General features: G+C 60.8%; 17 protein-coding genes. 3 read left to right on the top strand and 14 right to left on the bottom strand.

Annotation, left to right across the window (positions count from 1 at the left end):
- Positions 1 to 8: 8 nt before the first annotated feature.
- The 10 genes from yccS to betI form a co-directional block, all read right to left on the bottom strand.
- Positions 9 to 2,192, bottom strand: a complete 2,184-nt coding sequence (yccS, locus tag GJU48_RS22660) for a YccS family putative transporter (protein WP_094949099.1) — start codon at positions 2,190 to 2,192, stop codon at positions 9 to 11.
- Between the two features lie 227 nt (positions 2,193 to 2,419).
- On the bottom strand, positions 2,420 to 3,598 hold the full coding sequence (locus GJU48_RS22655; RefSeq protein WP_094949551.1) for a BaiN/RdsA family NAD(P)/FAD-dependent oxidoreductase: 1,179 nt from the start codon (positions 3,596 to 3,598) through the stop codon (positions 2,420 to 2,422).
- A gap of 183 nt (positions 3,599 to 3,781) precedes the next feature.
- Complete coding sequence (gene dbpA, locus GJU48_RS22650; RefSeq protein WP_240995367.1) at positions 3,782 to 5,119, bottom strand: ATP-dependent RNA helicase DbpA; 1,338 nt, start codon at positions 5,117 to 5,119, stop codon at positions 3,782 to 3,784.
- 191 nt (positions 5,120 to 5,310) lie between these two features.
- Positions 5,311 to 6,738 carry a multidrug transporter subunit MdtD gene (mdtD, locus tag GJU48_RS22645; RefSeq protein ID WP_094949550.1) on the bottom strand — a complete coding sequence of 476 codons (1,428 nt, stop codon included), beginning with the start codon at positions 6,736 to 6,738 and terminating at the stop codon, positions 5,311 to 5,313.
- A gap of 36 nt (positions 6,739 to 6,774) precedes the next feature.
- Complete coding sequence (locus GJU48_RS22640) at positions 6,775 to 7,677, bottom strand: alpha/beta fold hydrolase (RefSeq protein ID WP_094949549.1); 903 nt, start codon at positions 7,675 to 7,677, stop codon at positions 6,775 to 6,777.
- A 310-nt stretch (positions 7,678 to 7,987) separates the two neighbouring features.
- Positions 7,988 to 9,304, bottom strand: coding sequence for a TldD/PmbA family protein (locus GJU48_RS22635; protein WP_094949548.1), 1,317 nt, complete (start codon positions 9,302 to 9,304; stop codon positions 7,988 to 7,990).
- Positions 9,304 to 10,746, bottom strand: coding sequence for a TldD/PmbA family protein (locus GJU48_RS22630; protein ID WP_094949547.1), 1,443 nt, complete (start codon positions 10,744 to 10,746; stop codon positions 9,304 to 9,306). Before GJU48_RS22630 ends, GJU48_RS22635 begins: the two co-directional genes overlap by 1 nt.
- 215 nt (positions 10,747 to 10,961) lie before the next feature.
- Positions 10,962 to 12,665, bottom strand: a complete 1,704-nt coding sequence (gene betA, locus GJU48_RS22625) for a choline dehydrogenase (protein WP_094949546.1) — start codon at positions 12,663 to 12,665, stop codon at positions 10,962 to 10,964.
- A gap of 130 nt (positions 12,666 to 12,795) precedes the next feature.
- Entirely contained in the window at positions 12,796 to 14,268 is a 1,473-nt protein-coding gene (gene betB / locus GJU48_RS22620) for a betaine-aldehyde dehydrogenase (RefSeq protein WP_094949545.1), read from the bottom strand.
- Between the two features lie 109 nt (positions 14,269 to 14,377).
- Entirely contained in the window at positions 14,378 to 14,971 is a 594-nt protein-coding gene (gene betI, locus GJU48_RS22615; protein WP_010207128.1) for a transcriptional regulator BetI, read from the bottom strand.
- 390 nt (positions 14,972 to 15,361) lie between these two features.
- On the opposite strand from betI, the gene GJU48_RS22610 reads away from it, so the two are divergent.
- Entirely contained in the window at positions 15,362 to 17,296 is a 1,935-nt protein-coding gene (locus GJU48_RS22610) for a BCCT family transporter (protein ID WP_242156139.1), read from the top strand.
- Between the two features lie 166 nt (positions 17,297 to 17,462).
- Here the strand turns inward: GJU48_RS22610 and choV are convergent, their stop codons facing one another.
- From choV to GJU48_RS22595, 3 genes are all read right to left on the bottom strand, one after another.
- On the bottom strand, positions 17,463 to 18,644 hold the full coding sequence (choV, locus tag GJU48_RS22605) for a choline ABC transporter ATP-binding protein (protein WP_094949543.1): 1,182 nt from the start codon (positions 18,642 to 18,644) through the stop codon (positions 17,463 to 17,465).
- The gene (gene choW / locus GJU48_RS22600) at positions 18,641 to 19,486 is read right to left on the bottom strand and encodes a choline ABC transporter permease subunit (protein WP_094949542.1); all 846 of its coding nucleotides are present in this window, start codon (positions 19,484 to 19,486) and stop codon (positions 18,641 to 18,643) included. Before choW ends, choV begins: the two co-directional genes overlap by 4 nt.
- Before the next feature lie 69 nt (positions 19,487 to 19,555).
- Positions 19,556 to 20,503 carry a choline ABC transporter substrate-binding protein gene (locus GJU48_RS22595; RefSeq protein WP_094949541.1) on the bottom strand — a complete coding sequence of 316 codons (948 nt, stop codon included), beginning with the start codon at positions 20,501 to 20,503 and terminating at the stop codon, positions 19,556 to 19,558.
- A 415-nt stretch (positions 20,504 to 20,918) separates the two neighbouring features.
- On the opposite strand from GJU48_RS22595, the gene GJU48_RS22590 reads away from it, so the two are divergent.
- Both GJU48_RS22590 and gbdR read left to right on the top strand, forming a co-directional pair.
- A complete protein-coding gene (locus GJU48_RS22590) occupies positions 20,919 to 22,295 on the top strand; it encodes an L-serine ammonia-lyase (protein ID WP_094949540.1) in 1,377 nt (458 codons plus the stop codon).
- A gap of 510 nt (positions 22,296 to 22,805) precedes the next feature.
- Positions 22,806 to 23,909, top strand: a complete 1,104-nt coding sequence (gene gbdR / locus GJU48_RS22585; RefSeq protein ID WP_094949539.1) for a choline metabolism transcriptional regulator GbdR — start codon at positions 22,806 to 22,808, stop codon at positions 23,907 to 23,909.
- A gap of 95 nt (positions 23,910 to 24,004) precedes the next feature.
- Here gbdR and GJU48_RS22580 read toward each other — a convergent pair whose 3' ends face one another.
- On the bottom strand, positions 24,005 to 24,268 hold the full coding sequence (locus GJU48_RS22580; protein WP_083356383.1) for a hypothetical protein: 264 nt from the start codon (positions 24,266 to 24,268) through the stop codon (positions 24,005 to 24,007).
- Positions 24,269 to 24,421: the final 153 nt, after the last annotated feature.

Genomic DNA, 24,421 nt, shown 5'->3' with positions numbered 1-24,421 from the left:
ATAGCGATTTAGGCCGCGCTGGTATCTTTGATCAGGTGCGCCGCCAACGTGCGCAATGGCCCCAACTGCCGGCAGATCAACGCCAACTGGGTCTGCACCAACCGTTGCCCTTCATCAATCTCATCCGGCATCTGTTCCAGCTCCGCCGCCAACGCTTCCTCAGCATCGCTCTGAATCGCAACCGGCTGCTTGTTGGCCAGCCCCGTGGCGATCTCGTCGATGCTCGCCGCCAGGCTGTTACCGGCGCCGTCGATCAAATGTTCACGCACCTCGGCCGGCAGTTGCGTTTCGCGGTGCGCGCCCAGCCCCGACAGGTAACTGAGCAAGGTGTGCGACAGCACCAGAAAACGGAAGCCTACGTCAGCCTCTTTGCGAAAGTGCCCTGGCTCCATCAGCATATTTGCCAGCGTGGTGGACAGCGCCGCGTCGGCGTTGTGGGCGTTGCGCCGGGCCAAGCGGTAGGCCAGGTCGTCGCTCTTGCCCGCGGCGTATTGCTGCATGATCTGGCGCAGGTAGATGCTGTTGCAGGTCAGGGTGTTGGCCAGCACCTTGTTCAGGCGGCGGCCTTGCCAGTCTGGCAAGAACAGGAACACCGCGAGGCCCGCGATCAGGCTGCCGAGCAGGGTATCGAACAGCCGTGGCAGGAACAGCCCGTAGCCATCACCCACTTGGTTGAAGCAGAACAACACCATCAAGGTGATCGCCGCCGTGGCCAAGGTGTAGCGGGTGGTGCGGTTGATAAAGAACACCAGCCCTGCGGCGATGGCGAACAGCGATTGCACCACGGGGCTTGGGAACAGGTCGAACAGCGCCCAGGCCACGGTCAAACCGATGGCGGTGCCGATGATCCGCTGGCCGAGCTTGCGCCGGGTGGCGCCGTAGTTGGGCTGGCAGACGAACAGGGTGGTGAGGATGATCCAATAACCCTGGGAGGCGTGAATCGCATGCAAGGTGCCGTAGCCGATGGTTAACGCCAGGGCCAGGCGCAAGGCATGGCGGAACAGCAGCGAGGTCGGCGTCAGTTGCGTGCGCAGGCGCGTCCACATTTCCTTGAGGTTGCGCGGGGCGCGGTCCAGCAGGTTGCTGTCGGTGGCGTCGGCGAGTGCGTCGGGGTTGCTGGCGTCGCCGAGCAGGCGGTCGAGTGTCGACAGGTTGGCCGCCAGGGCGCGCAATGAGCGCAGCAGGCCGCGCCAGGCCGGGTTGCTCTGGACGCGCAGGTGTTCCAACGAGGCATTCAGGTCGCCGAGGGCTTCGGCGAAGCTGTCGTCGTAAATGAACGGCTGGCGCAGTTGAATCGACTCGCCCAAGGTCTGGCAGGCCTTGCCTTGCTGGCGCAACAGGCGCTGGCAGCGGAACAGCACGTCGCTGTGGAAGAAGGCGTCGGCCAGGGCGTTATACGGGTAGTGGGACGAGCTGGCGCGTTCGTGGATGTCCTGGGCCAGGAAATACAGCTTCAAGTAGCGGCTGACCTTGGAGCCTGGGCGGCCATTGCCGACGCGGTGCAGGATGATTTCCTTCGCCGCATTCAGCGCCGCCACCACCCGGCCATTTTGCTGGGCCAGTTCCAGGCGGCGCGCTTCTACGTCCAGCTGACGGATCGGTTCGAACAGCGATGATTTGAGCTTGAGGTAACGCCCCAGCTCGCGAAACAGCCGCGCCAGGCTTTGCTGCACTGGCTGGTTGGAAAACAGCGCCTGCCACAGCACCGACAGCACGCCATACCACGCGGCACCGGCCACCAGCAGCAGCGGTTCATGCCAGAAATCAGACACGGCACCACCGCGCTGGTCCACACCGATCATGGTGTACACCGACAGAATCAGCGTCGCCGAGGCAATCGCACCATAGCGCTCGCCCAGCGCCCCGAGCATGGTCAGGCAGAAACTGGCCAGGGCCAGAGCGATCGCGAAGATCCAGGGGTAAGGGAACAGCAGTTCCACCGACAGCGCGGCGATGCTGAAACACACCAGCGTCACCGCCAGGGCATTGAGGCGGCCTTGCCAACTGTCATCGGTCTCGGCCAGGGCGCTGGCGATGATCCCCAGGAACAGCGGGATGAGCAGCGTCATTTCATCCTGATACCAGCACAGCGCCATGCTGCCGGTGAGGGCGATGAATACCCGCACGCTGTAACTGAATTTATCCAGCGCCCACAGGCGCCGCATTGACTGCTTGAACGAGGTCGATGACATGAAGTCTGGTGTCTTCCGGGACGATGCCGTTAAATTGAGCTATCAAGGACGCCACGGCAAGCGTAGCGATCACATCAATTGCGCAAAATAACTTCCAAGCACACCACAAAAGCAATGTGGGAGCTGGCTTGCCTGCGCTGAGATTGGACGAGTGTCCAACTTCTGGGGCGCACTTCACACCGCTATCGCAGGCAAGCCAGCTCCCACATTTTGACCGCGTACAACCTTTAGGCGTATTGCGCAGCCGCGTAGCCCGAAGCCCACGCCCACTGGAAGTTGAACCCACCCAAGTGGCCGGTCACATCCAGCACTTCACCGATGAAGTACAACCCCGGGCTTTTCAGCGACTCCATGGTCTTGGACGACACTTCGCGCGTATCCACCCCACCCAACGTCACCTCGGCCGTGCGATAGCCTTCAGTGCCGGCCGGCACCAGTTGCCAACTGCCGAGTTTTTGCGCGATATCGGCGATTTCGGCGTGGGTGTACTGCTTCATCGGCTTGGACACAAACCAGGTTTCCGCCAGCAGGTTGGCCATCTTCTTGGTGAAGATCTCACCCAGCAGGGTTTTCAACTCGCTATTGGGGCGCTCGACCTGTTGCTGTTGCAGCCAGGCGTGGGCGTCGTGGTCGGGCAGCAGGTTGATTTCCACGGTGTCGCCGGTTTCCCAGTACGAGGAGATCTGCAGAATCGCCGGCCCGCTCAGGCCGCGGTGGGTAAACAGGATGTTCTCGCGAAAGCTTTGGTCGTTGCAGCTGACCAGGCAGTCCACCGAGGTGCCGGACAGCTCGCCACACAAGTCCTTGAGCTGGTCGGTGATGGTGAACGGCACCAATCCTGCGCGGGTCGGCAGCAGTTCATGGCCGAACTGCTTGGCCACTTGATAACCAAACCCGGTAGCGCCCAAGGTCGGGATCGACAGGCCGCCCGTGGCAATTACCAAAGACTCGCAGCGCAGTTCACCCAACGTTGTTTGCAACTGATAACCGGCGTCCAGCTTGGCAATCTCCTGGACCGACGTGTCCAAGTGCATGCTCACGCCAACTTGAATGCATTCATCCAGCAGCATGCCGAGGATGTCGCTGGATTTGTTATCGCAGAACAGTTGGCCGAGCTTCTTCTCGTGATACGGCACGCCGTGCTTGGCCACCAGCCCGATGAAATCCCACTGGGTGTAGCGGGCCAGGGCGGACTTGCAGAAGTGGGCGTTGTGCGAGAGGAAGTTGGCAGGCTCGGTGTACATATTGGTGAAATTGCAGCGGCCACCGCCGGACATCAGGATCTTTTTGCCGGCCTTGTTCGCGTGGTCGATCAACATCACCTTGCGCCCACGCCCGGCGGCGGTCAGCGCGCACATCAAACCTGCGGCGCCGGCGCCAATGATCACAACTTCGGTCGAGCGCAAAACGGTGTCCTCATACAAATTCTGAATTGGAATCAGTCAAATGTGGGAGCGGGCTGTGTGGGAGCCGGGCTTGCCCGCGATGCAGGCACCTCGGTDTTCAGTAACCGAGGTGATGCTATCGCAGGCAAGCCAGCTCCCACACAAGCCGCTCCCACATTTAGATCTCTGTATAGCTTGAGATCTTTACAGGATCCGCACGCGCAACGAACGGCCTTTGATCTTGCCGTCATTCAAGCGCTGCAGGGCCTGCTTGGCGATCCCGCGCTCCACGGCCACGAAGGCCTGGAAGTCAAAGATCGCGATCTTGCCGACCTGGGCACCGGGGATGCCGGCATCACCGGTCAAGGCGCCGAGGATGTCGCCCGGGCGAACCTTGTCTTTACGGCCGGCGGCGATGCACAGGGTGCTCATCACCGGCAGCAACGGGCCGCCGCTCTGAGGCTTGAGGTTGTCCAACTGGTCCCAGTTCAACGGCGATTTCTGCAGCTGCTCGATGGCCTGGGCGCGGTGCGCTTCGGACGGCGCCACCAAGCTGATGGCGAGGCCGGTCTCACCGGCGCGGCCAGTACGGCCTACACGGTGAATGTGGATTTCCGAGTCACGGGCCAGTTCGACGTTGATCACCATGTCCAGCGAGTCAATGTCCAAACCACGCGCGGCCACGTCGGTGGCTACCAGTACCGAGGTACTGCGGTTGGCGAACATCGCCAGTACCTGGTCGCGGTCGCGCTGTTCCAGGTCGCCATGCAGGCCGACGGCGGAAATGCCCTTGGACGTCAGGTGGTCCACAGTTTCCTGCACTTGCTGCTTGGTGAAGCAGAACGCCACGCAAGAGGCTGGACGGAAATGCGCCAGTACCTTGGTCACGGCGTCCATGCGCTCTTCCGGAGAAATCTCGTAGAAGCGCTGCTCGATCTGGTCGTCGGAGTGGAACGCTTCGGCCTTCACTTGCTGCGGCGCGCGCATGAATTTCGAGGCCAGCTGCTTGATGCTCACCGGGTAGGTGGCCGAGAACAGCAGGGTCTGGCGGCGCGCCGGGGTCTTGCTGATGATGTCTTCGATGGCGTCGTAGAAGCCCATGTCGAGCATGCGGTCGGCTTCGTCGAGGATCAGCGTGTTCAAGCCGTCCAGCACCAGCGAACCTTTGCGCAGGTGCTGCTGGATGCGGCCCGGGGTGCCGACGATGACGTGGGCGCCGTGTTCCAGCGAGGCGATCTGCGGGCCGAGGGACACGCCGCCACACAGGGTCAGCACCTTGATGTTGTCTTCGGCACGCGCCAGGCGACGGATTTCCTTGGCGACTTGGTCGGCCAGCTCACGCGTCGGGCACATCACCAGGGCCTGGCAGCCGAAGTAGCGCGGGTTGATCGGGTTCAACAGGCCGATGCCGAAGGCGGCGGTCTTGCCGCTGCCGGTCTTGGCCTGGGCAATCAGGTCCAGCCCTTTGAGGATCACCGGCAAGCTTTGCGCCTGGATCTGCGTCATCTCGACATAACCCAGCGAGTCGAGGTTAGCCAGCATGGCGGCGGAGAGCGGCAAAGTATTAAAAGCGGTGGCGATGGTAGTCACGGGACTGGCTCTGCAAAACAAAATGTCGCGCAGTGTACCAGTCTCGTGGGAATTTCCCTGCAAGTTCTAGACGAGAAGCCTGTTAATGCTCGATGTCGTGCTCGCGGCTGACCACGCGTTGCAAGTTCTAGACGAGAAGCCTGTTAATGCTCGATGTCGTGCTCGCGGCTGACCACGCGTTTGCCGTCCGTTGGCGACAGTTGCAGGAAGATCGCCGCCGCCAGCATGGCCATGATGCCCACGGTGAGGAAGGTCAACTGGAATGCGCCGAGCACGCTTTCCACGCCATCGTTACCGGCCTCAGCGGTAAAGCCGCCGAGCAACGCACCGGCACAGGCCACGCCCAGGCTCAGGGACAGTTGCGCTACCACTGAGAGCAAACTGTTGCCGCTGCTGGCCTGGGCGTCGTCGAGGTCGATCAGGGTGACGGTGTTCATCGCGGTGAACTGCAAGGAGTTGATCGCCCCCAGTACCGCCAGCATCCCCAGTAGAAGCGGATAAGGCGTGTGCTCGCTGACCAGGCCCATGCTCGCCAGCATGATACCCAGTGCCAGCGTATTGCCGGTCAGCACGATGCGGTATCCCAGGCGCTCGATCAGTGGCCGGGCGATTGACTTGGCAAACATCGCCGCCGCCGCCAGCGGCAGCATGCTCATCCCGGCTTGCGATGGCGAGTACCCCAGCGCTACCTGCAACAGCAGCGGCACCAGGAACGGCAGGGCGCCGCTGCCGAGGCGCGCAAACAGGTTGCCGAGAATGCCCACGGCAAAGGTGCGGGTCTTGAACAGCACCGGCGAAAACAGCGGGTTATCGATATGCCCGGCGCGCAGCCAGTACGCCGCCAGGCACGCCAGCCCGCCGAACAGCAGCAACATCACGCGCAAATGCGGCAGGTGCAGTTCGCCCAAGCCTTCCATGGCGATGGTGATCAGCACCATCGCCGCACCAAACAGCACAAACCCCACGCTGTCGAAACGTGTGCGCTCGCTGCCGCGCAGGTCGGGGATGAGTTTCCACACGGCGTAGCAACCGATCATGCCCACCGGCAGGTTGATCAGGAAGATCCAGTGCCAAGTCAGGTATTGCACCATCCAGCCGCCCAGGGTCGGGCCGAGCAACGGGCCAAGCAGGCCGGGGATGGTAATAAAGCCCATGATCCGCACGAGTTCGGAGCGCGGATAAGCGCGTAAGACGACCAGGCGCCCCACCGGCAGCATCAGCGCACCGCCCAAGCCCTGGATGACCCGCGCGCCCACCAGCATGGTCAAGCTGCTGGACAGGGCGCACAACAGTGAGCCAATGCTGAACAGCATGATCGCGCCAAAGAAGATTTTCTTGGTGCCGAAGCGGTCGGCGACCCAGCCCGACGCAGGGATCAGCAAGGCGACGGTGAGCATGTAGGCGATCACCACCCCTTGCATGCGCAGCGGGTTTTCCGCGAGGTCCCGGGCCATGGCCGGCAGTGCCGTGTTGAGAATCGTCCCATCGAGCGACTGCATGAAGAAGGCAATCGCCACCACCCAGGGGAGCCAGCGGGCGGTCTTGGCATCGAGAGGGGCACGATTGGGCATGAGCTACCTTTTTGTTAGCAGGCTATGTGTCGGCGATTATGCGCCTTCCGTTACTCCTTTTCCCACTGGCGGTTCGTCTAAGTCTGACAATGTCGCGTGCTCTCCGACGAGGAAATCCAACAGCGCTCGGTGCACCGCCAACGCCGCCTCGCGGGACTCAAGGTCGAGTAAGTGGCCGGTGTGTTCGGCGACGGCGAAGCTGCTGCGACCGACGTACTTTTTGAACAGTTGGGCTTCGGCAGCCGGGGTGTACTCATCCAACGTACCGTTGAGGAAATGCACCGGGGTTTCGATCTGCGCGAGCGCCGGCAGGTAGTTGCCATCGCCCAGGCCCAGCACCTGGTGGATATGAAAGCGCGCTTGGCGGTACTCGTTGGTGGCCATGCTCGACAGGTGCCGGTGGTTATTGCGCTTGAGGCGGGGCGAGAGGTATTTGCCGACTGTTTCGTTGAGCAAATGGCCGACGGCGGACTTGTCATCGGCCTCAATTAGTACGCGCACGCGCTCCACATAATCGAGCATGGCCTGGTTGAGGTTGGGTGCCAGGGCCATCACCACCGAGCTTTCGATGGAGGGCGGGTTGTGCGCCAGGGTCAGCAATGTGGAGATGCCGCCCCACGAGGCTGATACCAAGTGGTTGACCTGGAAGCGCTCCACCAGCGCGCGCAGGATCTGCACCTCGTCGTCCTTGGTCACCAGGTCAAGGTCGGTGTTGTGCTCGCGCGAAAGGCCGGAGAACGGCAGGTCGAACAGCAGCACATTGAAGTGTTCCGCCAGGCATTTGCTGGTGCGGGCGAAGGAGCGGGTGGTGGACAGCGCTCCGTTGACCATCAGCACTGTTTTTTTTTCCGGATGCTCTTGTGAATGCTTACCTAGCTGCTCTACGTGCACGTTGTAGTGCTTGTAAAGCTTTTCAATGACAAAACTTCCATGGTCCATGTCAACGCTCCAGCTTGCCCAATCCAGGCAAGGTCATGCATCACGTGCGGGCACGTGGGGTTGGTGGCGGGATGCCACTAACCGTTATAACGAGGTTTTTTGCGGGCGACAACCGGCCGCACGGGGAGAAGTGTGAGATGGGATTTTGCGGTAGGAAGGGGTGAAGCGGGGGGGCAGAAACGAACATAGAACAGTGTGGGAGTTGGCTTGCCTGCGATGGCATCACGGCGGTCCTACTGACACACCGAGGTATCTACATCGCAGGCAAACCAGCTCCCACATAAGCCAGTTGCCACATTGGGTTTTGTGTTTACAGGGTGAGGGTCAGGCGTTTTACCAACGCGCCCGGCAACAGATTGGACGCCGTATTGCGCTGGCTGTACGTACTGGCCGACAACAACAGCTCCCGCTCAGCGGTCAGCGCTTCAAGCTGCGAACCGAGCAGGCTATAGACGCTGTCATCAAAACGCATGGTGCTCACCGGCGCCTTGATCTCGCCGTCTTCCACCCAGAACGTGGCGAAGCGCGTCATACCGGTCAGGCGTGCTGCGGGCAAGTCCGAGTAGTTCAAATACCACAGGTTGCTGATGTACAGCCCAGTGCCCAACTGCTTGAGGATATCGGCCTGGGCCAGGCTGCCTGCGGCCATCTGCAAGGCGCTGGGCGACTCGTCGCTGCTGGCGCCGTTGGTGCTCAGGCCGTATTCGGCGGCGCTGCGCGAGTTGATCAACTGGCCGCAGGCGGTGCCCGCGTTAATCAGCGTGACATCCCCGCGCGGGTAGCCTTCGGTGGAAAACGCCTGGCTCAGCGAGCCGCTGATCTGCTCATCGACTTTTACCAATGGGCTCAACGACTGCTCACCGGCATACAGCTTTTGTAGCGAGCTGCCTTTGCTGGCGATGGCCTGGGCGGAAAACCCGCCCCAGGTGATGATGCCGATGATTTCTTCCAACGCTGCCGGGGCGAGGTAGGCGCGGTATTGGCCGGGGGCCAGGTTGTGCAAAGGGCGACCCAGAAATTCCAACTGTTCGCGCGCTTGCTGCAAGCGTGCGGCAAACTCGGCGCTGTTCCAGGTGTGCCCGGCGTAGCTGGCTTTAACCGCTTCGCCATTGGCGTGGAACAGGCTGAAATCGAAATTGAAGCTGTTGGCCTGATGCCAGCCAAACGCGCCGTCCGAACTGGCGAAGCCACGGCTGATCGGGCCTGCGGCATAGAAGCCGACCAAGTCCACGCCGGCGGCGGCCTGGCTGATGTCTTCCAGCACCTGGGCCAGTTCCGGTAAGGGCCGAAGCTGCTCGTTGTGGCTTTGCCAGGCGTTGTGATTAAGCAGCAAATACGGATCTTGCGGCAGCAAGGGCAAGGTTTCGCGCAATTGTTGCAGGCCATCGGCGAGGCGCTGACGGTCCAGTTCCGGGGAGCCTGCCAAGGTAATGCCGAGGTCCGCATGGCGGCCGTCGTTGATCAGCTTGAGGTTCAGGCTGGCCTGTTGCACCTGGCCGGCTTGGCGTACCTGAGCGTGGTTGAAGCGCACGAACTCGGAGGATTCGTCCGCATAACCCAAGTGAAATTGTTCCTTGTCGGTGATGGCCTGCTTGAGCCATTGCACCAGTGCCTTAAAGTTGTTCATCAGGCATCTCCCCCAAATACGTCGACATCACTGAATACACACGCAGGTGACGCGTGGCCCACGCGGATCACTTGGTTAGGTTCGCCTTTGCCGCAGTTCGGCGTGCCCAATACCTTAAAGGTGCTGGCATCGCCGACGGCGCTGAGCTTGCGCCAGAACTGCGCGGAAATGGCACGGTAGTTGGGGTTTTTCACCACGCCCTTGAGCTCGCCGTTTTCGATCAGTTGGCCCCACTCGCAGCCGAACTGGAATTTATTGCGCGCGTCATCAATGGACCAGGAGCGGTTAGTACTCATCAGAATGCCGTGCTCGATACCGCTGATCAGCTCGGCCTGAGTCTTGTCGCCGGCCTCGATGTTCAGGTTGGCCATACGGTCGATCGGCGCGCGGTTCCAGCTGCACGCGCGGCTGTTGGCGACGCCGCCCAGGCCTGAGCGAAATTGCGACAGCGCGCCGCCCAATGGCTTGAGCAGCAGGCCGTCACGGATCAGGAACTGCTTGGTGGCGCGGGTGCCGTCGTCGTCATGGCTGTAGCTGGCGAGCTGCTCGGGGATGTCCGGGTCGAAGGTCACGTTGAGCAACGGCGAGCCGTATTGCAGGTGGCCGAAGTCGCTGGCTTTCACAAAGCTGGTGCCGGCGTAATTGCGCTCATCGCCCAGGATGCGGTCCAGTTCCAGCGGGTGGCCGATGGACTCGTGGATCTGCAGGATCATCTGGTCGGGCATCAGCAGCAGGTCGCGCGGGCCGTGGGGTGTGTTTGGCGCGAGCAACAGTTGCAGGGCTTCATCGGCCACTGAGCGGGCGGCGCCGGCCAGGCCGAAGCGGCGAATCACGTTCGCGCTGCCTTGCTGGCCGAAGTTGGTGCCGCCCAGGGTGCGAGTCTGGCTGTCGTTGCCGTCGAACGCGGTGACGCTCAGGCCCGGGTAGACGAAGCGCTGGGCCTGACGCAGCTCGGCACCGGCACTGTTGAGGTAGATCTGTTCCACGTGGGTGGTGCCCAGGCTGACTTCCCAGCTGACCAGGCGTTCGTCCTTGGGCACGCTGGCGGACTCATCGCCCAACAGTTGGTAGCAGTCGCTTAAGGAGGGAAAGGGCTGGTCAAGGTCAGGCGACAGGTAGTCGGCAACGTCGCTGGCCACCGGCTGCGTGTGCAGGTCGAGCAGGGCGTGGGGCAATATCCGCTGGGCTTGCTGTTCAGCGCGCTCAAGGGCGGCTTGCAGGCCGGCCAGGGAGATGTCGTGGGTGGCGGCGTAGGCTTCCACGCCATTGAGGCGCACGGTGAGCATGGCGCCCTCATCGTGGTTCAGGTGTGGCGGCTCGGCGACGTTCTTGCGTACCGACAGGTATTGGCCGGATTCGCGCACGTAACGCAGCGAGAAGAATTCGGCGCGGGTGCGCAGGGCACTGAAGTGCTTTTTGAGTGTGGCGTGTTGGTCGAACATGGGGCCTTCCTTGTGGGCGGCTCATCGCGGGCAGGCAACAGATTAGGCCTGGGGCGGGGAGCGGATCAAGGAAAGTGTAGGGCGGGGAACTTGCGGTGTGGGGTCGGGCCTCATCGCGGGCAAGCCTGGTTCCCACAGTTGACCGAGTTGTTCAGATGAACTCGGTCAACTGTGGGAGCTGGCTTGCCTGCGATACAGGCACCGCGGTGCGTCAGTTACTGCGCGGTAGGGCCTACTTCACGCATCGGCTTGCCACGCACCGGCGCATCGCCGGCCACGTAGTAGTCGGCGGTGCTGCGCGGCAGCGGCTTGCGGCCACGGATCTTGTCGGCGATTTTCTCGGCGATCATGATCGTCGGCGCGTTGAGGTTACCGGTGGTGATGATCGGCATGATCGACGCATCGACCACACGCAAGCCCTGCATGCCATGCACGCGGCCTTCGCCATCCACTACAGCCATCTCGTCGTCGCCCATCTTGCACGAGCAGGACGGGTGGAACGCGGTCTCGGCGTGCTCGCGGATGAACTTGTCCAACTGCTCATCGGTTTGCACGTCAATACCCGGGCTGATTTCGCGGCCACGGTATTGGTCCAGTGCCGGCTGCTGCATGATTTCGCGGGTCAGGCGGATGCCGTCGCGAAATTCCTGCCAGTCTTGCTCGGTGGCCATGTAGTTGAAGAGGATGCTCGGGTAGTCCCGTGGGTTCTTCGACTTCAATTGCACGCGGCCACGGCTTGGCGAACGCATGGAACCCATGTGCGCCTGGAAACCGTGCTCTTTCACACCGTTGCTGCCGTTGTAGTTAATCGCGACCGGCAGGAAGTGGTACTGGATGTTCGGCCAATCGAATTCTTCACGGGTACGGATAAAACCGCCCGCTTCGAACTGGTTGCTGGCGCCGATGCCGGTGCCGTTGAACAGCCATTCGGCACCAATGGCCGGCTGGTTGTACCAGAGCAGCGACGGGTACAGCGACACCGGTTGGGTGCAGGCGTATTGCAGGTACAGCTCAAGGTGGTCCTGCAGGTTTTCGCCGACGCCTGGCAGGTCGTGGACCACCGGGATGTCGAGGCTTTCCAGCAGTTTGGCCGGGCCCACACCGGAGCGTTGCAGCAGTTGCGGCGAAGCGATTGCGCCGCTGCACACCAGCACTTCTTTACGCGCACGGGCTTCAACGCGCTCTTCGGCGGCGCCGATCAGGTAGCGCACGCCAACGGCACGCTTGCCTTCGAACAGCACTTTGTCGGTCAGGGCGTGGGTGACGATTGTCAGGGTCGAACGCTTTTTAGCCGTGTCCAGGTAACCGCGAGCGGTACTGGCGCGACGGCCTTTAGGCGTGACGGTACGGTCCATCGGGCCGAAGCCTTCTTGCTGGTAGCCGTTCAAGTCTTCGGTGCGCGGGTAACCGGCTTGTACGCCAGCTTCAACCATCGCGTGGAACAGCGGGTTGTTGCCGGCTTTAGGCGTGGTCACGCTGACCGGGCCGTCGCCACCGTGGTAATCGTTGGGGCCGATGTCGCGGGTTTCGGCCTTACGGAAATACGGCAGGCAGTCGAGGTAGGACCAGTTTTCCAGGCCTGGCAGTTTCGACCAGTTGTCGTAGTCCATCGCGTTGCCGCGGATGTAGCACATGCCGTTGATCAGCGAGGAACCGCCGAGGCCCTTGCCGCGACCGCATTCCATCCGGCGGCCGTCCATATGTGGCTCTGGGTCGGTTTCGTAGGCCCAGTTGTAGCGGCGGCCTTGCAGCGGGAACGCCAGGGCGGCCGGCATTTGGGTACGGAAGTCGAAACGGTAGTCTGGGCCACCGGCTTCCAGCAGCAAAACAGTGACGCCTTCGTCTTCGGTCAGACGGGTCGCCAGGGTGTTACCGGCGGAGCCGGCACCCACAATGATGTAATCGTATTCTTGGGACATAATGCGCCCTCGTAAAAGTTGGTTCAGGCTGTTTTTTGTGGCGAGGGGGCTTTTCCCCCGTTCGACTGCGCAGCAGTCGCATGCCAACGCGGGGCAAGCCCGCTCGCCACAGAGGCCAATCCGCTTGGCTTTAGAACACCGAGGCGTAGTCGCCCAGCTCTACCTGTACCGATTTGATGCGGGTGAAGTTGTTCAGCGAGCTGATGCCGTTCTCACGGCCCACACCGGATTGCTTGTAGCCACCGACCGGCATTTTGGCGTCGGATTCGCCCCAGGCATTGATCCAGCAGATACCCGCTTCCAGCTGATGAATCACGCGGTGAGCGCGGTTCAGGTCTTTGGTGACCAAGCCGGCAGCGAGGCCGAAGTCAGTGTCGTTGGCGCGGCGGATCACTTCTTCTTCGGTCTCGTAAGTGAGGATGCTCATCACTGGGCCGAAGATTTCTTCACGAACGATGGTCATTTCGTCGGTGCAATCGGTGAACACGGTCGGGGCCACGTAGGCGCCTTTGGCGAATGCACCGTCGGTCAGACGGTCGCCGCCGCACAGGACGCGGGCGCCTTCTTCCTTACCTTTGGCGATGTAGCCGAGCACGCTTTCCATGTGGGCGAAGCTGACCAGCGGGCCGAAGTTGGTGTTCTCGTCTTGCGGGTCGCCAACGCGAATGCGCGCAACACGCTCAACGATCTTGGCTTCGAAGGCTGCTTGCAGGTGCTTAGGCACGAACACGCGAGTGCCGTTGGTGCAGACCTGACCGGAGCTGTAGAAGTTGGCCATCATCGCGATGTCGGCCGCACGATCCAGGTCGGCGTCTTCGAACACGATCAGTGGCGACTTGCCGCCCAGTTCCATGGTCACTTCTTTGAGCGAAGAGCTCGAAGCGCTGGCCATGACTTTCTTGCCGGTGTCGGTGCCGCCGGTGAACGAGACTTTCTCGATGCGCGGGTGCTCGGTCAGCCAAGTGCCGACTTCACGGCCGCTGCCGGTCAGGACGTTGAACACGCCATCCGGAACGCCGGCTGCGGTGTAGATTTCAGCCAGCTTCAGGGTGGTCAGCGAGGTGACTTCGCTCGGCTTGAAGATCATCGCGTTACCGGCGGCCAGGGCCGGTGCGGATTTCCACAGGGCGATCTGGATCGGGTAGTTCCACGCGCCGATACCGGCAACCACGCCCAGCGGCTCGCGGCGGGTGTAGACGAACGAAGTGTCGCGCAGTGGGATCTGCTCGCCTTCGATGGCTGGCACCAGGCCTGCGTAGTATTCCAGCACGTCAGCGCCGGTGACGATGTCGACGTATTGGGTTTCGGAGAAGGCTTTACCGGTGTCCAGGGTTTCCAGCGCGGCCAGCTCGTCGTTGCGCTCACGCAGGATGTCGACGGCACGGCGCAGGATGCGCGAACGCTCCATGGCGGTCATCGCAGCCCAGATTTTCTGGCCTTTTTCAGCGCTGACCACGGCACGTTCAACGTCTTCCTTCGTGGCGCGTTGCACTTGGGCGAGAACTTCACCGTTAGCCGGGTTGATGGCTTCGAAGGTGGCATCGCTGCCAGCGTCGCTGTAGCCGCCGTCAATGTAGAGTTTTTGCAGTTCGAAACGGGCCATAAAGTCCTCGCAAGTGCATAAGTGGTTGGCGTTACCCGCCGCCAGTGGGCCATGGTGTTCTGGCAACACTGAGCGGCAGACGTTCAGGGGTTGAGCGTTTATGTGTGCTCTAACTCACCTGCTTGGCCAATTGGAAATCCATGTATTCGTAAGCGATCCGTTGCGCCTGCTCCGTGTCGAAAGCGTCTCCCGACAGGGCGCCGCGCAACCACAAACCGTCGATCAGGGCCGCCAGGCCTCTGGCTGCTTTGCGTGCGTGCGGCAGCGGTAGCACTCGGCGGAACTGGCAGCACAGGTTGGAATACAGACGTTGATCGTTGATCCGCTGCAACCTGTGCAATGACGGGTGATGCATGCTGGTGGCCCAGAAGGCCAGCCAGGTTTTCATTGCCGGTCCGTTGACCTGGCTGGCGTCGAAGTTGCCCTCGATGATCACCCGAAGGTGTGCCCGTGGGCTGTCGTCCTTCAGCGCAAGCCTGCGTTCGTGGACGTTCTCGATCAGCACATTCATCAAGTACCGCATCGTTGCGGCGATCAGGCCGTTCTTGTCCTGAAAGTAGTGACTGATGATGCCGTTCGAGACACCGGCCAAACGGGCGATCAGCGCAATGCTGGCATCTCCCATCCCAACCTGATCGATGGCCGTCAAGGTGGCTTCGATCAACTGCTGGCGGCGTATGGGTTGCATACCGACCTTGGGCATGTAGCACCTCTCCTTAGGCCTGCCGGTGGGCGATAAACGTCCGTCGGCTTGAAGGCCAGTCTATTTTGTTTTGATTGAACGTTCAATCAACAAAGAATAAGATCTGCGACAAATGGTCGCTCCCTACAGATATTTCCTACCTGTGAGCAGCAGCCTCTGACACCTGCAAAAATCCTTGAAACCGGCCATATCAGGGCCTGCCACCGCTTCGGCGGGGCTCAAGAATTTTCGGGGTGTCTTTATAACACCCGTCCGTCGACTGCCGAAAAATCGATGTCCCGGGATAACCGTTGCCTTGTGTTTCTCTCTCGCACTGCCCGGAGCATCTGCGCCATGAGTTCTGCCTCTCTTATAAAGACCCCACCGGAAAAGGTCCGGGTCAACGGTTGGGTGTTCTACACCTCCACCGCGCTCATTCTGTTGTTGACCGCCATTCTGATCATCGCCCCGCAGGAGGCCGGGCGCATGCTCGGCGTAGCACAGGCTTGGCTTTCCAAAAGCTTTGGCTGGTACTACATGGTGGTCATCGCCGCTTATCTGGTGTTTGTGGTCGGCCTGGCGTTTTCGTCCTACGGTAAATTGAAACTGGGCAGTAAGGACGACACCCCGGACTTCAGCTACGGCGCCTGGGCCGGCATGTTGTTCTCGTCGGGTATCGGTATCTCGCTGCTGTACTTCGGCGCCTCGGAACCGTTGGACCACTACTTCAACCCGCCCGAAGGCGCGGCTGCCAGTAATGGTGCGGCACGCCAGGCGCTGCAGCTGACCTTCCTGCACTGGGGCCTGCATGGCTGGGCGATCTATGCTTTGGTGGGCCTGGCCGTGGCGTACTTCGCCTACCGTCACAACCAACCGCTGGCCTTGCGTTCGGCGCTGTACCCGCTGGTAGGCGAGCGTTGGGTGAAAGGCGCGGCCGGCCACGCGGTGGACGGTTTCGGCATGTTCGTGACCTTGCTGGGCCTGGTGACGAACCTGGGGATTGGTGCGATGCAAGTGTCGTCCGGGTTGGAAAACCTGTTCGGCATGGAGCACAACAACACCAACCTGCTGATCGTGATCATCGTGATGAGCACCGTGGCGACCATCGCCGCCGTGTCGGGTGTGGAAAACGGTATTCGCCGCCTGTCCAACCTCAACATCGTGCTGTTCAGCGGCTTGCTGATTTTCGTGCTGTTGTTCGGCCCGACGCTGCACCTGCTCAATGGCTTGGTGCAGAACACGGGTGATTATCTCAACGGCATCGTGCTGAAGACTTTCGACCTGTATGTGTACGAAGGCGACGCCGACAAGACCGAGCGTTGGATGGGCCTGTGGACCCTGTTCTACTGGGCCTGGTGGATTTCCTGGGCGCCATTCGTAGGCATGTTCATCGCGCGTATTTCCCGTGGTCGCACCGTGCGTGAACTGGTGGCCGGCGTGCTGCTGATCCCGCTGGGCTTCACCTTGGCGTGGTTGTCGATCTTCGGTAACTCGGCCCTGGACCTGGTGCTCAACCACGGTGCCGTGGAGTTGGGCAAGACGGCGCTGGAACAACCGTCGATGGCCATCTACCAATTGCTGGAGCACTACCCGGCGTCGAAAATCGTCATCGGTGTGTCGATCTTCGTGGGCTTTGTGTTGTTCCTGACCCCGGCGGATTCCGGCGCGGTGATGATGGCCAACCTTTCCTGCAAGGGCGGCAATGTGGATGAAGATGCGCCGCACTGGTTGCGTATCTTCTGGTCGGCCGTGATCACCCTGGTGACCATCGGCCTGTTGTTTGCTGGCAACTTCGAAGCCATGCAAACCATGGTGGTGCTGGCGGGGCTGCCGTTCTCGGTGGTGCTGATTTTGTTCATGTTCGGTTTGCACAAGGCGATGCGCCAGGATGTGGCCATCGAACAGGAGCAGGCGCAATTGGCCGAACGTGGCCGCCGTGGTTTCAGCGAGCGCTTGACCGCCCTGGACCTGCAACCGAGCCAGGCCACCGTGCAGCGCTTTATGGACAAGCACGTAACGCCGGCGCTGGAAGAAGCGGCGGTTGCGTTGCGTGATCAAGGGCTGGAAGTGCAGACCTTGTTGGGCAAATCCAAGCGTTGCATCGGTGTGCGCATCGAGATGGAAGAGGGCAACCCGTTTGTCTATGAAGTGAGCCTGGATGCTTATTCGGCGGCACCGAGCGACTTGCCCGAAGAAGAGCGCACGCGTTACTACCGGGCCGAGGTCTACCTGCACAACGGACCTCAGGAATACGACCTGATGGGCTTTGCCCAGGAACAGATCACCCGGGACGTGCTCGACCAGTTTGAAAGCCATCGGCAGCTCCTTGGCCGTGTCTATAGCTGATAGTTGAGTTTGAATGATCATTCCCACGCGCAGCAAAGGAATGCATCCTGTGACGCTCTGCGTCACGACTTAAGAGCGGACGCAGAGCGTCCAGGGCGGCGTTCCACGGGGGACGCAGAGCGTCCAGGGCGGCGTTCCCACGCAGAGCGTGGGAACGATCAAGCGACTAGCCCAGGTTCTTGCCCAGCAGGGCATGGTAAAGCTCACTGTCCCCCAAGATTCCCACCACCTGGTGGTTGCTGTCATGCAACACCAACTTATTCCCGGTGTGATAACGAATCTGCAACGCATCGCGCATGCCGATATTCGAGTCCACCAGCGTCGGCACACGGCCCAAACCTTCTACCGGTTGCCCTGGTGCCCAGTTCTGCAGGTTCATCACCGCGCCATTCTGGCGGGCACCCTTGATGGTGTTGCCTTCTGCCAGGTCCAGCCACGAGTCGCCGCCCGGGTCCAGGCACACTGAACCGTTGATGCGTTTGCAGTTGTCCAGGGTGCGCATCAGGCTGCGACCGCACAATACGTTCAGCGGGTTGGTATGCGCGACGAAGGTGCGCACATAGTCGTCCGCCGGGTTCAGCACGATCTCTTCCGGCACGCTGTACTGGATGATCTTGCCGTCTTTCATGATCGCGATGCGGCTGCCGAGTTTCAGTGCCTCATCCAGGTCGTGGCTCACGAACACGATGGTCTTGCTCAGCTTGCGTTGCAGCTCCAGCAGTTCATCTTGCAGGCCTTGGCGGATCAGCGGGTCGAGGGCGGAGAAGGGTTCGTCCATCAGCAGGATATCGGCGTCCATCGCCAACGCGCGGGCCAGGCCGACGCGTTGCTGCATGCCGCCGGACAGCTCGTCGGGCTTCTTGTTGCGCCATTGGGCCAGGCCCACCAGCTCGAGTTTTTCATCCACCAGCGCGCGCCGTTCTTTCTCGGGGCGGCCCTGCATCTCAAGGCCAAAGCTGATGTTTTCGCGCACCGTCAGCCAGGGCATCAGGGCGAACTTCTGGAACACCATGGCGATGCGCTTGGTGCGCATCATTTTCAGCTCCGCAGGCGTGCAGGACGCGATGTCGATCTGGCGCCCTTCATGCTCCACAAACAGCTGGCCACGGCTCACGGTGTTGAGGCCGTTGATACAGCGCAGCAAGCTCGACTTGCCGGAGCCCGACAGGCCCATCAGCACGCAGATCTCGCCTTTCTCCACGTCCAGGCTGGCTTTTTCAACGCCGACAATCTGCCCGGTCTTTTTCAGGATCTCGTTGCGGTGCATGCCCTGGTCGAGCAGCTTGAGCGCTTCGCGCGGGTCTTTGGAGAAGATCACATCGACATTGTCGAATCGGATAATGCTCATGCATCACCCCCTACTTTGGCGTCGGGTTGTTTGCAGATGCGGTCGAGCATGATCGCCAGCAATACGATTGCCAGGCCGGCTTCAAAGCCCAGGGCGATGTCGGCGGTGTTCAGTGCGTTGACCACTGGCTTGCCGAGGCCGTCGGCGCCTACCAGGGCCGCGATCACCACCATCGACAACGACAGCATGATGCATTGGGTAATGCCGGCGGCAATGCTCGGCATAGCGTGGGGCAGTTCAATCCGTGAGAGCAACTGGCGGCGCGAGCAGCCAAAGGCCTTGCCGGCGTCCATTAATTCTTGCGGCACATCGCGGATACCCAGGTAAGTCAGACGGATAGGTGCGGCAATCGCGAACACCACCGTGGAAATCAGCCCGGGCACCACACCCAGCCCGAAGAGGGTCAGGGTAGGGATGAGGTAGACGAAGGTCGGTACGGTCTGCATCAGATCGAGCACCGGCCGCATCAGGGTGTAGAAAATGGGTTTGTGCGCGGCAACAATGCCCAGTGGCACACCGATGACCACGCAGACCAGGGTGGCGAACAGCACCTGGGCGAGGGTCTCCATGGTTTCCTGCCAGTACCCAAGGTTCAGGATCAGCAGGAAGGAGGCAATGACAAATACCGTCAGGCCCCATTTACGTTGAATAAAGTGAGCGAGTAGCGCAATCAGACCGATCAATGCCAGCGGATTGAACCAGGTCAGCGCAAACGTCACGCCGTGGATCATCGTTTCCAGAGTCGATGCGATTGCGTCGAAGTAGTTGGCACCGTGTTGGGTCAACCATTCGACGAAGGCAGCGATGTACTGGCCTAGTGGGAGTTTATGTTCAGTCAGCATGGTAGTGAATGTCCACATGCGAAGGGGAAAACATCCCAGGCCAGCGCACCGGCCTGGGGTCAGCGGGTGCTAGTTGGCGAGATACGCTTTTACGGCCTCCAGCCCAGGTTTGCCGTCAACCGTAGTCACACCGGCGAGCCAGGTGTCGAGCACTTGCGGGTTCTTCTGCAGCCAGGCCTTGGCCGCGGCGTCGGGCTTCATCTTGTCGTCCAGGACGTTACCCATCAGGGTGCTTTCCATGTTCAACGTGAACGCCAGGTTTTTCAGCAGTTGGCCAACGTTGCTGCATTCCTGGGTGTAGCCCTTGCGGGTGTTGGTGTAGATGGTGGCCTGGCCGTAGTTGGGGCCGAACGAATCGTCACCGCCGGTCAGGTACTTCATCTTGAAGCGGGTGTTCATCGGGTGCGGTTCCCAGCCAAGGAACACGATGGCCTGGCCGCGCTTGGTGGCCCGTTCGACCTGGGAGAGCATCCCGGCTTCGCTGGATTCCACGATCTTGAAGCCCGCGTCTTTCAAACCGAACTGGTTCTTGTCGATCACGGTCTGGATGGTGCGGTTGCCGTCGTTACCCGGCTCGATGCCGTAGATCTTGCCGCCTAGCTCATCCTTGAATTTGGCGATATCGGCGAAGTCTTTCAGGCCCTTGTCATACAGCGCCTCGGGGACCGCCAGGGTGTACTTGGCGTTTTCCAGGTTGGCGCGCACGGTTTCCACGGTGCCGGCATCACGGTACTGCTTGATGTCGTTTTCCATGGTCGGCATCCAGTTGCCGAGGAAGATGTCCATGTTTTTGCCGTCGGCCAGCGACTTGTAGGTCACAGGTACCGAAATCATCGTGGTGCGCGGCTTGTAGCCTAGGCCTTTCAGGATTTCGCTGGTGGTCGCGGTGGTGACGGTAATGTCGGTCCAGCCGACATCGGAGAAGTTAACGGTCTTGCACTGTTCCGGTTCTGCAGCGTGTGCCAGGACTGGCAGACTCAGCATGGCGGCCAACAACAACGAGGGTGAACCTTTCATCGGGGTAGACTCCTGTGTCTTTTTTCTGGCGGCTTTCGCCGCGCTTTATAAGTGTTGCGGTTGGGGCGTGCGATGAAGCGCCGGCACGGTGCCTTGCCATCGAGTCGAGACTGATCATGTACCAGTGAAAATCTGACGCCTACAGGGGGCGTCGTATCCAGTACAGGGATGGTCGTATCCAGTGTCGGTGACGTCGCTTACAGATTTTTCCGAAGGCAAAACTGCAGTTTTTATCGATCTGCACCGCTAAAAACGGCCAAAACGCTTGATCGCACGGGAGCGACGCTGTTGAGCATGGGTGCGTCGGTGTGAGACGCCGTGAGGGCGGATAAAAGCTTGATGATGCCGCCATCTGGGCGATCTGAGCGTAGCAGCTTGTTCATGCCTAGCCTGCTCACCGAGGAGTTTCACGGCAATGGCTATCAGCGTTTTCGACCTGTTCAAGATCGGCATCGGGCCTTCTAGTTCTCACACCGTCGGCCCCATGCGCGCCGCAGCGTTGTTCGTCCAAGCATTACGTGAACGTGAACTGTTGGAACAAGTCAGGCGCGTCGAAGTTCAGCTGTATGGCTCATTGTCGGCCACCGGCATCGGCCACGGCAGCGACACCGCCACCATCATGGGCCTGATGGGCGAGTGGCCGGACGCTATCGACCCGGCGCAAATCGGCCTGCGTATTCACACCCTGCGCGAGACCGACACACTGTTGCTCGATGGCCGCCTGCCGGTGCCCTTCATCTGGGCGCGCGACATGCGCCTGCTCGACGAAAACCTGCCGTTCCACCCCAACGCCATGACCTTGGTGGTGTTTGGCGATGATGGCGAGTTGCACCGCGATACCTACTATTCGGTCGGTGGCGGTTTTGTGGTGGACGAAGCCCAGGCGCAAAGCGGCGTGGCCGATATGGACCGCACCGAGTTGCCGTATGATTTTTCCAGCGCGGTGGAGCTGTTGCAGCTGTGCAAGACCCACAACCTGCGCGTGGCCGAGTTGATGCTGGCGAATGAAAAGACTTGGCGCAGCGAGGAAGAAATCCGCAGCGGCCTGATGAAGCTCTGGCGCGCCATGCAAGATTGCGTGGAGCAGGGCCTCAAGCACGAGGGCATCTTGCCCGGCGGCTTGAACGTGCGGCGTCGCGCCGCCAAATTGCACCGCAGCTTGCAGGAGTTGGGCAAGCCAAATGTGATTGGCTCGACCTTGAGTGCGATGGAGTGGGTCAACCTGTTCGCCCTGGCGGTGAATGAAGAAAACGCCGCCGGCGGGCGCATGGTCACCGCACCGACGAATGGCGCGGCGGGGATCATCCCGGCGGTGCTGCACTACTTTATGAAGTTCAGCGACGAAGTGACTGAAGCCAACGTGGTCGACTATTTGCTCAGCGCGGCGGCCGTGGGAATTTTGTGTAAAAAGAATGCCTCGATTTCCGGCGCCGAAGTCGGCTGCCAAGGCGAAGTCGGTTCGGCCTGCGCCATGGCCGCAGCCGGGTTGGCTGAAATCCTCGGTGCCACGCCGGAGCAGCTGTGCAACGCCGCCGAAATCGGCCTGGAACATAACCTCGGCCTGACCTGCGACCCGGTGGGCGGGCTGGTGCAAGTGCCGTGCATCGAGCGCAATGCGATTGCAGCGGTGAAAGCGATCAACGCGGCGCAGATGGCGCTGCGCGGCGATGGCCAGCACTTTATCTCCCTGGACCGGGTGATCCGTACCATGCGCGATACCGGCGCGGACATGCATGACAAGTACAAGGAAACATCGCGGGGTGGGTTGGCGGTAAGTGCGGTGGAGTGTTGAGCGCTTTCTTCGGGTGAGCGGCTTGTTGTGGCAAGCCCGCTCGCCACAATTGATTGGCAAACTGCTCATAAAGTGAACACCCGGATTCAAAAGCGCCACTTGATGGCAAACTGCTCATAAAGTGAACACCCGGATTCAAAAGCGCCACCTTTTAGCGCGTCGCAAACAGATAAGTAGCTCCAGAACGAATTCCCGCCCGACCACCCGTCACCCGTGCGTGCGGTGACAGACTCTTCCTACGCCCGCAAAGCGCCTTCCCACAAGTGCTACCGATCTGCTCACACCCCGTGAGCAGGCGCACGCCAGCGTCCTTTTCGAGGCATATCCCGCACTTCCTGCGCGGGCTTAAATAGACGCGTCATCAGGTCGTTTTCAGGAGTTATTGAATGCCCATTCAATTTTAGGCATGGCATTTGCTCTATCTATTCAAAGCCTCTCCTTTCCAGGGCGAGCGCAATAACAAGAGCCTCGCCTGAGGCCATCACCCGCTTTGTGTGAGGAGATACCGCGATGACGTCGTTCAACTCAGGGGCCCAACCCCAGAACCGTGCGCCTCAATCCATCGGCTTTTTGCTGCTGGACAATTTCACGCTGATTTCCCTGGCGTCCGCAGTGGAACCGCTGCGCATGGCCAACCAGTTGTCCGGCCGTGAGCTGTATCGCTGGTCAACCCTGAGTGTCGACGGCAACCAAGTGTGGGCCAGCGACGGTCTGCAAATCACCCCCGACGCCTCCATGCACAAAGCCCCGGCCCTGGACACTGTGATTGTGTGCGGCGGCGTGGGTATCCAGCGCACCGTTACCCGTGAACACGTGTCGTGGCTGCAAAGCCAGGCGCGCCAGTCGCGTCGCCTCGGCGCCGTGTGCACTGGCAGTTGGGCCCTGGCCTGCGCCGGTTTGCTCGACGGTTTCGATTGCAGCGTGCACTGGGAATGCCTGGCGTCGATGCAGGAAGCGTTCCCGCGTGTCGCCATGAGCACACGCCTGTTCACCCTTGACCGCAACCGCTTCACCAGCTCGGGCGGCACCGCGCCGCTGGACATGATGCTGCACCTGATCAGCCGCGACCACGGCCGTGAATTGTCGGCAGCGATCTCCGAGATGTTTGTGTACGAACGCATCCGCAACGAACAGGATCACCAGCGTGTGCCGCTCAAACACATGCTCGGCACCAACCAGCCGAAACTGCAGGAAATCGTCGCGCTGATGGAAGCCAACCTGGAAGAGCCGATCGACCTGGACGAGCTGGCGGTGTACGTCGCCGTGTCGCGTCGCCAGTTGGAGCGGCTGTTCCAGAAATACCTGCACTGCTCGCCGTCGCGTTATTACTTAAAACTGCGCTTGATCCGTGCACGGCAACTGCTCAAGCAAACGCCGATGTCGATCATCGAAGTAGCCTCGGTGTGCGGGTTTGTGTCCACGCCGCACTTCTCCAAGTGCTACCGCGAATACTTCGGCATACCGCCACGGGATGAACGCGTAGGTTCCAACACCACCCAGCAAGTGGCGATGATGCCGATTCCGCAGGCGCTGGTGTTGTCACCGTTGTCGGGGCCGATGTCGGCGTTGAGTCAGGCCAGGAATGAGTCGACTTTCGCGAGTGTAAGGCTCTAGACCGAAGGTACTTCATCGCAGGCAAGCCAGCTCCCACATTTTGATCTGTGAATACATTCAAATGTGGGGGCTGGCTTGCCTGCGATAGCGATCTATCAGACGCCAGAGTTCTGCTTGAACTGCCCCAACGCCGGCAACAACTGCTTATCGATCGCCTGGCGCACAGCCGGCAAGATCGTCGCGCTGCCGGTGTACATCTGTTCCACCATGCCCTTGAGCGCCTTGGCCCGCGCGGCACTCAAACCGCGCACCGCACACTCGCAAGCCTGCTCGGCGGTGGCGCCGCTGGACACTTCAAAACCCAGTGAGCGCAGTTGGCCCAGCAAGTCATCCTGGTCAATCAAATCCGCGTGCATCATGACGTTCATCCTGGTGTAGGGAGCGGGGACTGACTGGGATTCTGGTAGGCCCTCGGCCGGTCGGCAAGGGCAGATTCAACGAATGGCTCAGATGGCTATGAACAGGTCGTTTTCGGGTCATTTACCGACACAAGTAATAGGCACACTGAACGC

Source organism: Pseudomonas sp. IB20 (genome assembly GCF_009707325.1).
In the GTDB taxonomy this organism is placed as follows: Bacteria; Pseudomonadota; Gammaproteobacteria; order Pseudomonadales; family Pseudomonadaceae; genus Aquipseudomonas.
The sequence above is the reverse complement of the archived record's forward strand: the minus strand, read 5'-3'. Positions and strand labels throughout refer to the sequence as shown.